General features: G+C 65.2%; 16 protein-coding genes. 2 read left to right on the plus strand and 14 right to left on the minus strand.

Going from position 1 to position 13,583, the window contains the following annotated elements:
- Window positions 1–486, plus strand: a complete 486-nt coding sequence (locus I6F31_RS09910) for an ATP F0F1 synthase subunit B (RefSeq protein WP_225185324.1) — start codon at window positions 1–3, stop codon at window positions 484–486.
- An 18-nt stretch (window positions 487–504) separates the two neighbouring features.
- Here I6F31_RS09910 and I6F31_RS09915 read toward each other — a convergent pair whose 3' ends face one another.
- The 6 genes from I6F31_RS09915 to I6F31_RS09940 all read right to left on the minus strand — a co-directional run bounded on the left by I6F31_RS09915 (window position 505) and on the right by I6F31_RS09940 (window position 5,992).
- Window positions 505–699: a hypothetical protein gene (locus tag I6F31_RS09915; protein WP_225157537.1), complete on the minus strand. Its 195-nt coding sequence runs from the start codon at window positions 697–699 to the stop codon at window positions 505–507.
- 16 nt (window positions 700–715) lie between these two features.
- A complete protein-coding gene (locus I6F31_RS09920; protein WP_035996613.1) occupies window positions 716–1,366 on the minus strand; it encodes a hypothetical protein in 651 nt (216 codons plus the stop codon).
- A 100-nt stretch (window positions 1,367–1,466) separates the two neighbouring features.
- A complete protein-coding gene (locus I6F31_RS09925) occupies window positions 1,467–2,054 on the minus strand; it encodes a GNAT family protein (protein WP_035996611.1) in 588 nt (195 codons plus the stop codon).
- Window positions 2,055–2,089: 35 nt separating this feature from the next.
- Window positions 2,090–3,379, minus strand: coding sequence for a pitrilysin family protein (locus tag I6F31_RS09930; protein ID WP_036020577.1), 1,290 nt, complete (start codon window positions 3,377–3,379; stop codon window positions 2,090–2,092).
- Window positions 3,376–4,794, minus strand: a complete 1,419-nt coding sequence (thrC, locus tag I6F31_RS09935; RefSeq protein WP_035996607.1) for a threonine synthase — start codon at window positions 4,792–4,794, stop codon at window positions 3,376–3,378. Before thrC ends, I6F31_RS09930 begins: the two co-directional genes overlap by 4 nt.
- A 553-nt stretch (window positions 4,795–5,347) precedes the next feature.
- Window positions 5,348–5,992 carry a response regulator transcription factor gene (locus I6F31_RS09940; RefSeq protein ID WP_028178165.1) on the minus strand — a complete coding sequence of 215 codons (645 nt, stop codon included), beginning with the start codon at window positions 5,990–5,992 and terminating at the stop codon, window positions 5,348–5,350.
- 86 nt (window positions 5,993–6,078) lie between these two features.
- On the opposite strand from I6F31_RS09940, the gene I6F31_RS09945 reads away from it, so the two are divergent.
- Window positions 6,079–7,416, plus strand: coding sequence for a histidine kinase (locus I6F31_RS09945; RefSeq protein ID WP_225128518.1), 1,338 nt, complete (start codon window positions 6,079–6,081; stop codon window positions 7,414–7,416).
- A 1-nt stretch (window position 7,417) separates the two neighbouring features.
- On the opposite strand, the gene I6F31_RS09950 is transcribed toward I6F31_RS09945, so the two are convergent.
- The 8 genes from I6F31_RS09950 to ctaD form a co-directional block, all read right to left on the minus strand.
- A complete protein-coding gene (locus tag I6F31_RS09950) occupies window positions 7,418–7,783 on the minus strand; it encodes a nuclear transport factor 2 family protein (protein ID WP_035996598.1) in 366 nt (121 codons plus the stop codon).
- A gap of 115 nt (window positions 7,784–7,898) precedes the next feature.
- Window positions 7,899–8,654 (minus strand): SURF1 family cytochrome oxidase biogenesis protein, encoded by a 756-nt coding sequence (locus I6F31_RS09955; protein WP_225157539.1) that lies wholly within the window; start codon window positions 8,652–8,654, stop codon window positions 7,899–7,901.
- Window positions 8,651–9,052 (minus strand): DUF983 domain-containing protein, encoded by a 402-nt coding sequence (locus I6F31_RS09960; RefSeq protein ID WP_035996593.1) that lies wholly within the window; start codon window positions 9,050–9,052, stop codon window positions 8,651–8,653. Before I6F31_RS09960 ends, I6F31_RS09955 begins: the two co-directional genes overlap by 4 nt.
- 97 nt (window positions 9,053–9,149) lie before the next feature.
- Window positions 9,150–10,046, minus strand: coding sequence for a cytochrome c oxidase subunit 3 (locus tag I6F31_RS09965; protein WP_035996590.1), 897 nt, complete (start codon window positions 10,044–10,046; stop codon window positions 9,150–9,152).
- A gap of 78 nt (window positions 10,047–10,124) precedes the next feature.
- Entirely contained in the window at window positions 10,125–10,778 is a 654-nt protein-coding gene (locus I6F31_RS09970) for a cytochrome c oxidase assembly protein (RefSeq protein ID WP_225113005.1), read from the minus strand.
- A gap of 5 nt (window positions 10,779–10,783) precedes the next feature.
- Window positions 10,784–10,960, minus strand: a complete 177-nt coding sequence (locus tag I6F31_RS09975; RefSeq protein ID WP_035996586.1) for a hypothetical protein — start codon at window positions 10,958–10,960, stop codon at window positions 10,784–10,786.
- The gene (locus tag I6F31_RS09980) at window positions 10,957–11,901 is read right to left on the minus strand and encodes a heme o synthase (RefSeq protein ID WP_035996584.1); all 945 of its coding nucleotides are present in this window, start codon (window positions 11,899–11,901) and stop codon (window positions 10,957–10,959) included. Before I6F31_RS09980 ends, I6F31_RS09975 begins: the two co-directional genes overlap by 4 nt.
- Window positions 11,902–11,962: 61 nt before the next feature.
- Window positions 11,963–13,579 carry a cytochrome c oxidase subunit I gene (gene ctaD, locus I6F31_RS09985; protein ID WP_225185325.1) on the minus strand — a complete coding sequence of 539 codons (1,617 nt, stop codon included), beginning with the start codon at window positions 13,577–13,579 and terminating at the stop codon, window positions 11,963–11,965.
- Window positions 13,580–13,583 lie beyond the last annotated feature (4 nt).

The raw sequence follows: 13,583 nt of genomic DNA on the forward strand, positions 1-13,583 counted from the left end.
ATGTTCTTCACACCTGAGTTTTGGGTCGCCGTCGCCTTCGTGATCCTGATGGTGATCTTCGCCTATGTGGGGGTGTTCAAGACGGCGATGTCGGCGCTCGATCATCGCGCCGCTCGTATCAAGGCCGAGCTGGACGAGGCGGCGCGCCTCAAGCAGGAGGCCACCAAGGTGCTCGCCGACTACAAGGCGCGCACTGCCGGTGCCGAGCGCGAGGCCGCCGACATCATCGCCAACGCGAACGCCGAAGCGGAGCGCATCGCAGCAGAGGCCAAGGCGAAATTGGAAGATTTCGTCACCCGCCGCACCAAGACCGCCGAGGGCAAGATCGCACTCGCCGAGGCTCAGGCTCTCGCGGACGTCCGGGCAGCCGCCGCGGAAGCCGCCGTGCAGGCTGCCTCCACGATCCTGTCGCAGTCAGTCAAGGGCCAGATCGCCGACAACCTGCTCGCCAAGGGCATCAACGAAGTCAGGCAGAAGCTGAACTGAGGGATTTGCCTTACCCAATCAAAAAGCCGGCGCGACGAGCGCCGGCTTTTTTGTCTGTCGGGTAACAGCATCCACAAGTGCGGTATCATCACCCACCTTGTGCGCACTTGCGCACTGGGGCGGGTGATCCAGTGCGCCGAGGCTTCTCAGTTCAAGCACCGCGGCCTCTGGAATACTGGATTGCCCGCCTTCGCGGGCAATGACAGCTGACATTGCCGCAAGATCTCCCCTACTTCTTCTTCTTCCCTCTCGGCTCCGGCGAGAGCGCCTGCGGGTCGAAGCCGACATAGAAGATGTAGGTATCGGCGACCGCGGGCGCCGGCACCGGATAGGCCAGATCCTCGGCGACGAAGGTGAAGGGCACGCTGCCGCCTTCCGACATGGCCACCGTGGTCCGGTAGGCCTTCGAGGCGATCACCTTCTCGCCGACGCCGCCCTGCACGACGGCGATGCGCAGCGGCACCTCGACGGAGGCAGGCGCCCCGGCGGGGCCGGCGATGACGCGGCCCTGGATGCCGATCCGGGCGGTGATGCCGGCACTGCTGCGCAAGCATTCGCGCGCCATCTTGGTGATCGAGGCCTGGAAGCGGATGTCATTGCCGACCGCCGGCTTGCCGCTGGCGCCGACCGCGTAGGTCGAGGCGCCCGCGCGCACCGTGACCTGCGGGCAATCGAGGTCGTCTTCGGCCGGCTGCCCGGGCGCAGGCGCCGGCTTCGGCTCCGCCGGCTCGTCGGACTTGCCGCCGAACAGGCTCTTGAAGCGGTCGGTCAACGACTGTGCCGCCACCGGCGAGACGGAGGCGAGCCCGACCGATAATGCCAGCACGACCGCTGCGCCCCGCCGCAACCTCGTCCGCGATGACCGAAGCTCCTGCACCATCAACACCCGTACTCCATGACAATGTTCCGGCCGGGTTATATCGCCAATATCGGCGAACCCAAGGCGGCAAGAAGGGATTTGGCCGCATCCATCAGGCTGCTCAGCCGCGGAAGTCCTCGTGCAGCAGGCCGAACAGCAGGTGATCCTGCCAGACCCCGTTGATGCAGAGATAGCGGCGCGCCAGGCCCTCGCGCGAGAAGCCGCACTTCTCCAGCACCCGGATCGACGGCGCATTGGTCGGGATGCAGGCGGCCTCGACCCGGTGCAGATTGAGCTCGCCGAACAGCGTCGGCAGCAGCACCCGGAGTGCGGCCGTCATGTAGCCGCGATGGGCATAAGGCTGGCCGACCCAATAGCCGATGGTGCCGGCCTGCACGATGCCGCGCCGGACATTGGCGAGCGTGATGCCGCCGACCAGGGCACCGTCGAGCTCGCGGAAGATCAGAAAGGGATAGGAGCGGTCCGCGGCAATGTCCTCGGCATAGCGGCGCAGGCGGCGGCGGAAGCCGGAGCGGGTGAGATCGTCGGACGGCCAGATCGGCTCCCAAGGCGTCAGATAGTCGCGGCTGGTCTCGCGCAAATGAGCCCATTGCAGGAAGTCGGACATTTGCGGCGCGCGCAGGAGCAGCCCGTTGCCGCGCGGCGCCAGGGCGGCGGGTCCACTGGATGGCAGGCGAAAGAGGGCCATGTGATGCTTCCCGGGGCGAGGCCCGCGCGCGGCTCCTAATGCAGCCGCGCCTTGGCGCGCGCCCGTGTCAATCCTTCCGCAAAAGACACCGCCGTGTCCAGACCCCTGCCGCTGCCCAATGCGACGACCGCAGGCCGGCTGCGCGACAGGAGCGCACGGGCCGCGTCCCGCGTCGATTCGATGCTGACGGCGTCGATCCGGGCAACCAGTTCCTGCACTGTCTGCGGCCGCCCGTAGGCCAGCACATGCCGGGCGAGCTGCTCGGCGCGGGAGGAGCAGCTCTCCAGCGCCATCAGCAACCCCGCCTTCATCTGTGCCTTGGCTCGGGCGATCTCGGCCTCAGTCAGCGTCTCCACCGATTCGTTCATGATGTCGACCACGACCTCCATCATCTCCGGCGCATCGGCGGGATCGGTGCCGGTATAGAGGCCGAAAAAGCCGGTATCGGTGTAGGGGGCGTGGAAGGTGTAGATGGAGTAGCAGAGGCCGCGCTTCTCGCGCACCTCCTGGAACAGGCGCGACGACATTCCGCCGCCAAGGACATTGGTGAAGACCTGCAGCGAGAACAGCGAAGGATCGGTCTGCGGCACCCCCTCGAGCGCCAGCGTCAGATGCGCCTGCTCGAGCTCGCGATGCACCACCTTGGCGCCGCCCTGGCCGAACCGAGCGGCCTGCGGCTTCGGCCCGGGCGTCCCCTCGAAGCTCGCAAAACGCTTTTCGACCTCGGCGACGACCTGACCGTGGTCGACCGCCCCGGCCGCGGCCACCACCATGTCGGGCCCGCGATAATGCGTCGACAGATAGCCACGCAGCATGTCGCGGTTGAAGGCGCGCAGCGTCTTGGCGGTGCCGAGCAGCGAACGGCCCATCGGCTGGTCGGGATAGCAGAGCTCGTTCAGATGCTCGAACACGACGTCATCGGGCGTGTCCTGCGCGGCACCGATCTCCTGCACGATGACGTTCTTCTCGCGCTCCAGCTCGTCGGGCTCGAAGGCGGGATTGGCAAGGATGTCGGCGAGCACGTCGAGCGCGAGCGGCACGTCGGCCTTCAGCACCCGCGCGTAATAGGACGTGGTCTCGGTCGAGGTGCCGGCATTGAGGTCGCCGCCGACCGCCTCGATCTCCTCGACGATCTCGCGCGAGGAGCGCCTGGTCGTGCCCTTGAACGCCATGTGTTCCAACAGATGCGAGATGCCGTGCTCGTTCGGCTTCTCGTCGCGTCCGCCGACGCCGGCCCAGACACCGAGCGCCGCCGTCTCGAGGTGGGGCATCTCGTCGGTGACGACGGTGAGGCCGGAGGCAAGCTTGGACATCTCGACGCTCATCCGGCAACTCCCTGCTTTGCGGCGCGGCTGGCGGACAGCACGAACCGCTCGAGCTCGACCTGATCGTTCTTCATCACCCTCATGTGTTCGGATTTGGTCATCAGGCCGTCGAGCCAGGCCGGCAGTTGCGGCCGCTGGCCGCAAGCCGCCTCGACGGCGTCTGGGAACTTGGCCGGATGGGCGGTGGAGAGCACGATGCTCGGCACCTTCGTATCGGTGGTGTCGCGGTCCGCGACGGCGAGCGCCACGGCGGTATGAGGATCGACCAGCTCGCCTGCTTCGCGCCAGGCGGCGCGGATCGCAGCCGCAGTCTCGGTCTCGTCAGCGCGCCCGGCATCGAACTCCTCGCGGATCGCGGCGAGTGTCGCATCGGGTAGCACGAAGCGGCCGGACTGCTTCAGCTGTTCCATCAGGCGACGCACGCCGGCGCCATCGCGCCGGCCGGCCTCGAACAGCAGCCGTTCGAAGTTCGAGGAGATCTGGATGTCCATCGACGGCGATGCCGTCGCGTGCACCTCACGCACCTCGTAGATGCCGGTCTTCAGCGTGCGCGCCAGGATGTCGTTGACGTTGGCGGCGATGCGCAGGGTGCGCACCGGCAGCCCCATGCGCTTGGCGACGTAGCCGGCGAAGATGTCGCCGAAATTGCCCGTCGGAACGACGAAATCGACCGCGCGCGCCGGAGCACCGACCGCGACGGCAGAGGTGAAATAGTAGACCACCTGCGCGACGATGCGCGCCCAGTTGATGGAATTGACGCCGGAGAGCGAGGTCGCATCGCGGAAGCGATGGTTGTTGAACATCCCCTTCACGAGCGCCTGGCAGTCGTCGAAGGTGCCTTCGATGGCGAGCGCATGGACGTTGGCCGCGCCCGTCGTGGTCATCATCCGCCGCTGCACCTCGGAGATGCGGCCGTGCGGAAACAGCACGACGAGATCGACGTTCTCGAGGCCCGCAAAGGCTTCGACCGCGGCGCCGCCGGTATCGCCTGACGTCGCGACCACGATGGTGGTGCGCTGGCCGCGCTTTTCGAGCACATGGTCCATCAGCCGCGAGATCAGCTGCATCGCTACGTCCTTGAAGGCGAGCGTCGGACCGTGGAACAGCTCCAGCACGAACTGGTGCGGGGACATCTGGCGCAGCGGCACCACCGCAGGATGGCGGAAGGTGGCATAGGCCTCGTTCGCCATCCGCCCGAGCTCGGCGTCGGAAATCTCGCCACCGGCGAAGGGACGAATCACGTCGACCGCGACCTCCCAATAGGGGCGGCCGAAGAAGCCGGCGATCGTCTCGCTCGGAAACTGTGGCCACACCGCCGGCACATACAGGCCGCCGTCGCGGGCAAGCCCGGTCAGCATCACGTCACAAAAGCCGAGTTCGGGGGCTTCGCCCCGGGTCGAGATATAGCGAGTCAAACTGCCCTCCAAAGGCGGCCGGGCCGGAGCTCGACCCTTAAGCCTTTGATTTTACGTAATTACTTGTCAACAGCCGGTGGCTTTGAACCACCATAGAGTGTTTTGCGGCATCGGGAAACCGCTTCCGGCGTACCCCCTCGCCCAATGAAAAAGGGCTGCGGCATTGCCGCAGCCCTTCTCTTGGAAGGCCTGTCGTTGTGTGCAGACCAGTTGCCTCGTCGGGGTCGCCGAACCCTCAAAACTGTTCCGGCAAGCTTTCGTCGCCTGTCACGAAATCGTCAAGTCCAAAACCCCGCGCGTATCGAAAATGTTCCTATTCTTCCCGATCCGGCTCTGGTTCGCTTTTGGCAGTTGCAGCCAAGTCCCGGCCGTGATCCTGACCCTGAATTCCGCTTTTTCCCGAATCAGTCGCGGGAACGAATACAGCCTCGGCCCATTGTGTCGGCGGATGGGTGTCAGCCCGTTGTCCAATGCATTGCCCGGCCAACGGCGGCGTCGATCCGTCGGCCGAACCGCTGCATCCCGGAGCAGCCGGTTCGGTCGATGGCGAAAGTCAGTTCATTCCGATTTCCACTGCGATCCGGATCAGGTCGGAATGGTTCTTGGCGCCAAGCTTCTGCTTGAGCAGGGACGTGGTGTTGGCGACCGTCTTGTAGGAGATGCCGAGCGCCTCGGCGACCTCGACGATCTTGTCGCCGCGTCCGAGCAAGCGAAGAATTTCGAGCTCCCGCGGCGTCATCTGTGACGCGGGGTTGGCCTTGATCGCCGCGCCGGAAAACGTCACGGCTTCCGCAAGCTGCGGCGAGATGAAGTTGTCACCCGCGACCACCTTGCGCACCGCTTTGAGCAGGATCCTGGGATCGTCGCCTTTGGAGACATAGCCCTGCGCCCCGAGCTCGACGGCCCGCACGACGAACGCCGGATCGTCGTTCATGCTGAACATGATGATCTTGGCGTCGGGGTCGTCCTTGCGGATGCGCCGCATCAGCTCGAACCCGGAGACGTCGGGCAGGCTGATGTCAATCACGGTGACGTCGGGCCGCTTGCTGACATAGGCGCGATGCCCGGATTTGGCATCACTCGCCTCGTCAATGCGGATTGAATGGTCGGATGCGAACAGGGTGCGGCAGCCGGACAGCACCACGGGATGGTCGTCGACGATCAGGACCCTCGTCGCCAGCTTGGCGGTATCTTGCATCGCGCACTCTCTTGTTTTTCGACTCATAGCCCGCCGGGAATAAATGGAAAGAGCAAATCCGGCCGATACGCGTTAGAATTGACCTAATGTGGCGACGACTTTCGTTCCGAACGCAATTGTTTCTCCCGCTCGGCGCGAGCCTTCTCGCAGCCCTGATCCTGGGCGGCATATTACTGCAGATATTTGCACCAGGTCAGGTAGCTGATGAACACGAGCCGGCTCGACGCTCGATCCAGACCATCGCCGCCGCGCTCAACAGCACCCTGCGCGCATCGGACAATCCGCAAAAGACCCTCGATGCATTTGTTCAGTCCTTGGACGCCTCCACGGATATTCAATTCCGCCGCATGGACGGAGGTCCCCCGCCTTCTCCGAAAGACTTGCGCAACCTGAAGAAGGTTCCGCAATGGTTCGTCAACCTCATCACCATACCAGAGATGGAAGCGGCGTTTCCGATCGTCATAGACGGCAGACATGTCGGCGATATCGTGTTCTTCCCGGACATATCGGCCGACTTGTTCGAGAAGTGGATCGGCTTCCTTGCGCTGACCAGCCTGGTCGCTGTCCTGATGGTGCTCACCGGCACCGTCGCCTATGTCTTCGCCGGTTCGGCCCTGCGCCCCCTGCAACATCTCGGCGACGGTCTTACGCGGATTCGGCGCGGCGACTACGCAAGGCCGATCCCGGTCGGAGGACCGCCGGAGATTCGGCAGAGCTGCGAGGAAGCCAATGCGCTGGCAGCGACACTGGCGCAACTCAGCCAGGACAATCGCGATCTGATGCACCGCCTGGTGTCGCTGCAGGATGACGAGCGGCGCGATCTCGCCCGCGAACTGCACGACGAGCTCGGGCCCCTCCTCTTCAGCATCCGCGCCGGCACGATCGCGCTGACCGATGCCTCCGAGCCAACGGGACATCTCGGCAATTCGGCACAGGACCTGCTGCAATCGGTCGAGGCCCTGCAGCAGACCAACCGCCGCATCCTGGACCGGCTGCGGCCGCTCTATATCGAAGAGCTCGGCCTTTCGAGCAGCGTGCAAACGCTGCTCCGGAATTTTCGCAAGCAGGCACCTCATATCGTGCTGACGGATGCGATCGATCGCGATCTCAGCGCAATCGGCGGACCGCTGGCGCAGACCGTCTATCGAGTGATCCAGGAGGCACTGACCAACGTGCTGCGACATGCCAACGCGGGCAACGCACATGTGCAGGCGACGGTTGCCGACAAGACGCTCGTCGTCGAGATCTCCGACGATGGCGGCGGTTTCCCTGCGGACAACGTCTTCGGCCGGGGCCTGACCGGCATGCATGAGCGCGTGCGCGCGCTCAGCGGATCGCTATCGCTGTTGCGCGTGGATGACCGAACCTACGTGCGCTGCCGCCTTCCGGCGGAGACGATGCGGGACGTTCCGTCACCAGGCTAATTCAGCAGGCGCAACCATCATGCGCATTCTGTCGCGCCGGTTCGCACAGCGTGCTGCGGATCTTGCCATCCGGGCTGAAGCGGAACGAGGCCTGAATGCGCAGCGCGCCGGCGACGGAATATTCGAGGTGGACGCCGTGGGGCGCGGGATTGATCTCTTCCAGCCCGAACCCCGCCGAGGAGAAGGCGCTGAGCCGCGGCTGCCAATAGGCCTCGATCTCGCTCCGGCCACGAAAGCGCCGCGCGCCGTCGCAGGTGCATTCGAGCTGCGCGTCGTCGGCATAGAGGTCGAGCAGGGCTGTGAGGTCGCCCTTACGGCAGGCATCCACCCAGTCGACGATAATTCCCATCTGGTCGAAATCACTCACGCCGCACCCAATCTGCCGCGGACAATATTGGCGGCTTAGAACCACCCTCGTGAATATGCGCTGAATAATAAACCCCGGGCGATACCGGGTTCCCTCGATGGACCTGCCAATGAGCTCAGCTCTGCCGCCGGCCTCCTGCCCACACGCCGAAGGCGATGAGCACGGCGCCTGCAAGCGTGAACCAGGTGATTGCATATTGCAGATGGTCGTCCTTGAGATTCACCTGGAGCGGTCCCGGACGCGGGATGCCGTTCGCCGGCGCGGGCCGTTCGAGATCGATATAGAACGGCGCAACCGTGCCCCAGCCCAGCACGCTTGCGATTGCCAGATGATCGCGCACGAACCAGAGCCGCTTGCCGCGATTCTCCGCCGGAGTCAGCCAGCTTGGCGCCTCGGGAAAGCGCAGATAGCCGGTGAGCTCAACCGGTTGGCCCGTGACGAGCTTGTTCACCGCGCGATCCTCGACGCCGCGGTCCTGCATCGTGTTCTCGACGAAACCCGCGTCGATCACGACCATCTCGCCGCCGGGAAGCCGCGCCGGCAGGAACGCCCAGGTGCCGGGGCCGGAGGCGTCCTTGCGCACCGCCGAGCCGGAGGAATAGACCATTGCATCGGGGAGGGCTGCGTAGGTCGCGGTGAAGCTGACGCGGCGGAATTCGTCGCGGGCGGGATTGAGCGCGGCCCATTGCGCGGACGGCGGCAGCGCAACCGGCGCGGCCGCAAGCCGCTCGGTGAGCGCCGCAATCAACTCGTGCTTGGCGGTGCGGCGCTGCAGCTGCCAGACACCGAGCGCCACGAACACAGCCGTGAGGAACAGCGTGAACAGCGCGAAGCCGGCCACGGGGGCCTTGCGCGACGCAGGCTCGTTCATTTCGCGCGATCGACCAACCGGCCCGGCGCCGCCTTGTGGTGGAATTGCAGCGCGATCAGCAACGACTTCATCGAGCGCAGCGGCAACAGCGTGGTGGCGAGGATGAGCGGCAGCCAGAGCACCGCATGCAGCCAATATGGCGGCTGGTATTTGACTTCGACGATGAGGGCGCACGCGACGACGATGCCGCCGGCCAGCATGATGATGAAGATCGCCGGGCCGTCGCCGGTATCGATGAAGGCATAGTCGAGCCCGCAACGGTCGCATGCGGGCGCGAGCGTCAGAAAGCCCGCATAAAGCTTGCCTTGGCCGCAGCGCGGGCATTTGCAGGCAAGCCCACGCAGCGCGCTTTGCAGGACGGTGGTTTCGGACGGGGGTGTGCCGGCACTGTCGTTCATGATGGCGGACTCTATCACAGTTTCCGACGAAACTTCGGGCGGCCGGAAAGCGAAAGGGCGGCCCTGCGGCCGCCCTTCCTGATCGGTTCGATCGGGCTCAGTGCGCGGCGCTGGCCATGGTCTCGGCGCCGCGTCCCCAGACGTAGATGCAGAGGAACAGGAACAGCCAGACCACGTCGACGAAGTGCCAGTACCAGGCCGCGAACTCGAAGCCGAGATGCTGCTTCGGCGTGAAGTGGCCGGCATAGGCGCGGAACAGGCACACCAGCAGGAAGATGGTGCCGACCAGCACATGGAAGCCGTGGAATCCGGTCGCCATGAAGAACGTCGCGCCATAGACGTTGCCGCCGAAGGAGAACGCCGCGTGGGCGTACTCATAGGCCTGCACGCAGGTGAAGAGCGCGCCGAGCACGACGGTGAGGATCAGGCCATACTTCAGGCCCTGGCGGTCGTTCTCGAGCAGCGCATGGTGCGCCCAGGTGACGGTGGTGCCTGACGTGAGCAGGATCAGCGTGTTCAGCAGCGGCAGATGCCAGGGATCGAAGGTCTCGATGCCCTTCGGCGGCCAGGTGCCCGGGACCGCGCAGGCGCCGGGCTGCGTGCCGAGGCCGCAACCGAACACCGCATCGCGGGTGGCGTGGACGGCATCGGCCGGAAACAGCGCCGCGTTGAAATAGGCCCAGAACCAGGCGACGAAGAACATCACCTCGGAGGCGATGAACAGGATCATGCCGTAGCGGTGATGCAGCTGCACGACCCGGGTGTGATCGCCCTTGTACTGGGCCTCCTTGATCACGTCGGCCCACCAGCTCGCCATGGTGTAGAGCACGCCCACGGTGCCGACGCCGAATACGATCGGCGCCGCCGAGAACATGTGGTGCATCCAGGCGACCGCGCCGACCGCCATGATGAAGGCCGAGAGCGAGCCGACCGCCGGCCAGGGAGAGGGATCGACCAGGTGATAGTCGTGATGCTTGGTGTGCGCCGTGGCCATTTCCGTCTCTCTCCTCAATCCCGTGCCTGTCCGGCACTTATCCCCTTGCGTCCAACCGCCTGCGCGTGAGCCCTGCGGTCAAAGATTTCCCTTGCGCTTGTCGGCTTCGCCCGATGCCAGCGGTTTCACCACGGGATCGCGCACCGGATAGAACGTGTAGGACAGCGTGATCGTGCTCAGCCCGTCGTTCTCGTGGTCGGCGGCGATCGACGGGTCGACGTAGAACACGACCGGCATCTCGCGCTTCTCACCGGGTGCCATGGTCTGCTCGGTGAAGCAGAAGCAGTTGATCTTCTGGAAATAGGCGCCGACCGTCAGGGGCGCGACGTTATAGGCGGCCTGGCCCGCGGTGGCGCGCGCCGCCTGGTTGGTCACGGTGTAGAAGACGGTCACGACCTGGCCGATATTGACCTCGATCTCGCTCTGCTCCGGCTCGAACTTCCAGGGCAGGCCGGGCGCGACGTTGGAATCGAAGCGCACCGAGATCTTCCGCGCGATCGGGCCCGTGGCCGGCGCAGAGGTCGCCACCTGCGTCGTGCCGTTGAATCCGGTGGCGCGGCAGAACCAATTGTAGAACGGCACCGCCGCGTAGGAGGCGCCGACCATCAGCGCGACCACGCCGCCGCAGATGGACGCGACCACCACATCGCGCCCCAGCCCGCGGCCCTTGCCCACGTTGCGATGGCCCGGCTTGGCGCTGACGTCCTGCGATATGGTGGGCTCGTGATCCATATTTCCTACATCGGCCGCACGAGCACGGCCGGCCCCTTGACCATGGTGACGGCGAAGAACAGCACCACGAGCACGCCGAGCGCCAAAGCGATCGCGATGGAGCGCTGACGACGGCTCTTCCGCTGCGCCTCGGTGAGGACGATTCCTTCCGGCTCGGGTTTGTCGGCCATCGCGGTGATCATGCGCCCCCAACCATCGGAGCAAGCGCCCGGTACACGACCTCGGCCAGCAGGGTCGCAAACAGCGCGAACAGGTACAGGATCGAGAAGGCAAACAGCTTGCGGGTCGCGCGCAGCGACTGGCTGCGCTCGCGGCGCAGATAGACGTTGATGGCGAGCACCAGCATGCCGGCACCGAGAATCAGCGAGACCACGCCGTAGACGGCATCGAAATAGCCGAGCGCCCAGGGCGCGGCGGCGACCGCGATCAGCACGATGGTGTAGAGCAGGATCTGCAGACGCGTGGCGTCGGGACCGGCGACGTTCGGCAGCATCGGAATGCCGGCGCGCGCGTAGTCGTCGGAGCGGAACAGCGCCAGCGCCCAGAAATGCGGCGGGGTCCAGAAGAAGATGATGGCGAACAGCAGCAGCGGCTCGACATCGACCGTGCCCGTCACCGAGGCCCAGGCCACCACCGGCGGCAGCGCACCGGCGGCGCCGCCGATCACGATGTTCTGCGCGGTCCAGCGCTTCAGCCACATCGTGTAGATCACGACGTAGAAGAAGATGGTGAAGGCGAGCAGCGCACCCGCGATCCAGTTGACGAGGATGCCGAGCGTCATCACCGAGAAGAAGGCGAGCGTCATGCCGAACGCCATCGCCTCGGGGCGGGTGATGCGGCCGCGCGGGATCGGCCGGTTCGCCGTGCGCGACATCTTGGCGTCGATGTCGCCTTCGAGCGCCATGTTGAGCGCCCCGGAGGCACCGGCGCCGACGGCAATGCAGAGCAGCGAGGTGATCGCCAGCACCGGGTGGAAATGCCCCGGGGCCATCGCCATCCCGACCAGCGCAGTGAAGATCACCAACGACATCACCCGCGGCTTGAGCAATGCGAGATAATCGCCAACCTCCGCTTCGGAGATGTGGGGATTGATGTCGATGGCGTTGTGGTCGAGGACGGACACTTAGATCTACTCGCTTCGTTACAGCGCCGCGGCGCCCGTCACGGGCGCCGCGGGGGATTGGTTACTGCACGCGGGGCAGCACTTCGAACTGGTGGAAGGGCGGCGGCGAGGACAGCGTCCACTCCAGCGTGGTCGCGCCGGCACCCCAGGGATTGTCGCCTGCCGGCACCCTCTTCATGAAGGCGTCCAGCACGCAGTAGAGGAAGATCAGCACGCCGAAGCCGGAGATGTATGAGCCGACCGACGAGACCAGGTTCCAGCCCGCGAACGCATCGGGATAGTCGATGTAGCGGCGCGGCATGCCGGACAGGCCGAGGAAGTGCTGCGGGAAGAACACCAGGTTGACGCCGACGAAGGTGACCCAGAAGTGCAGCTTGGCAAGGCCCTCATTGTACATGTAGCCCGACATCTTCGGGAACCAGTAGTACCAGCCGGCGAAGATTGCGAATACCGCGCCGAGCGACAGCACGTAGTGGAAGTGGGCGACGACGTAGTACGTCTCCTGGAGCACCCGATCGACACCCGCGTTCGCCAGCACGACGCCGGTCACGCCGCCGACCGTGAACAGGAAGATGAAGCCCACCGCCCAGATCATCGGCGCGCGGAATTCGATCGAGCCGCCCCACATCGTGGCTATCCAGGAGAAGATCTTCACGCCGGTCGGAACCGCGATGACCATCGTGGCGGCGACGAAATAGGCCTGCGTCGCCGAGGACATGCCGACCGTGTACATGTGGTGCGCCCACACCACGAAGCCGATGCCGCCGATCGCGACCATGGCATAGGCCATGCCGAGATAGCCGAACACGGGCTTGCGCGAGAAGGTCGAGACGATCTGGCTGATCATGCCGAAGCCGGGCAGGATCAGGATGTAGACCTCGGGGTGACCGAAGAACCAGAACAGATGCTGGAACAGCACGGGGTCGCCGCCGCCGTCGGGGGCGAAGAACGTCGTGCCGAAATTGCGGTCGGTGAGCAGCATGGTGATCGCACCGGCGAGCACCGGCAGTGACAACAGCAGCAGGAACACCGTCACCAGGATCGACCACACGAACAGCGGCATCTTGTGCAGGGTCATGCCCGGCGCGCGCATGTTGAAGATGGTGGTGATGAAGTTGATCGCGCCCAGGATCGAGGAAGCACCGGCGAGGTGCAGCGACAGGATCGCGAAGTCAACCGCCGGGCCGGGATGGCCCGAGGTCGACAGCGGCGCGTAGATGGTCCAACCCGCCCCGACGCCGTTGGAGCCCGGCTCGCCCTCGACGAAGGTCGACATCAAGAGCAGCGCGAACGATGCCGGCAGCAGCCAGAACGAGATGTTGTTCATGCGCGGGAACGCCATGTCTGGCGCGCCGATCATCAGCGGCACGAACCAGTTGCCGAAGCCGCCGATCATCGCGGGCATGACCATGAAGAAGATCATGATCAAGCCATGCGAGGTCACGAACACGTTGTAGGTATGGGCCTCGTGGAAGACCTGCACGCCCGGATACATCAACTCGGCCCGGATCGCGATCGACATCGCCGCACCGATGATGCCGGCGACGACCGCGAAGATCAGGTACATCGTGCCGATGTCCTTGTGATTGGTCGAATAGACGTAGCGCCGCCATCCGGTCGGATGGGCATGCTCGTCATGATGCGCGTGATCGCCCTGTGCCGCTGCGCTCGTTGCCATTTTC

Origin of the sequence: Bradyrhizobium sp. NBAIM01 (assembly GCF_020194115.1) — a bacterium.
GTDB lineage: Bacteria > Pseudomonadota > Alphaproteobacteria > Rhizobiales > Xanthobacteraceae > Bradyrhizobium > Bradyrhizobium yuanmingense.

Coding starts and splice junctions, on each gene's coding strand:
- I6F31_RS09940 (WP_028178165.1), bottom strand. CDS start 5,992: ATGCAAGATACCGCCAAGCTGGCGACGAGGGTCCTGATCGTCGACGAC.
- I6F31_RS09975 (WP_035996586.1), bottom strand. CDS start 10,960: ATGATCACCGCGATGGCCGACAAACCCGAGCCGGAAGGAATCGTCCTC.
- I6F31_RS09925 (WP_035996611.1), bottom strand. CDS start 2,054: ATGGCCCTCTTTCGCCTGCCATCCAGTGGACCCGCCGCCCTGGCGCCG.
- I6F31_RS09910 (WP_225185324.1), top strand. CDS start 1: ATGTTCTTCACACCTGAGTTTTGGGTCGCCGTCGCCTTCGTGATCCTG.
- ctaD (WP_225185325.1), bottom strand. CDS start 13,579: ATGGCAACGAGCGCAGCGGCACAGGGCGATCACGCGCATCATGACGAG.
- I6F31_RS09965 (WP_035996590.1), bottom strand. CDS start 10,046: ATGGCCACGGCGCACACCAAGCATCACGACTATCACCTGGTCGATCCC.
- I6F31_RS09915 (WP_225157537.1), bottom strand. CDS start 699: ATGTCAGCTGTCATTGCCCGCGAAGGCGGGCAATCCAGTATTCCAGAG.
- I6F31_RS09920 (WP_035996613.1), bottom strand. CDS start 1,366: ATGGTGCAGGAGCTTCGGTCATCGCGGACGAGGTTGCGGCGGGGCGCA.
- I6F31_RS09930 (WP_036020577.1), bottom strand. CDS start 3,379: ATGAGCGTCGAGATGTCCAAGCTTGCCTCCGGCCTCACCGTCGTCACC.
- I6F31_RS09955 (WP_225157539.1), bottom strand. CDS start 8,654: ATGAACGAGCCTGCGTCGCGCAAGGCCCCCGTGGCCGGCTTCGCGCTG.
- I6F31_RS09960 (WP_035996593.1), bottom strand. CDS start 9,052: ATGAACGACAGTGCCGGCACACCCCCGTCCGAAACCACCGTCCTGCAA.
- I6F31_RS09970 (WP_225113005.1), bottom strand. CDS start 10,778: ATGGATCACGAGCCCACCATATCGCAGGACGTCAGCGCCAAGCCGGGC.
- I6F31_RS09945 (WP_225128518.1), top strand. CDS start 6,079: ATGTGGCGACGACTTTCGTTCCGAACGCAATTGTTTCTCCCGCTCGGC.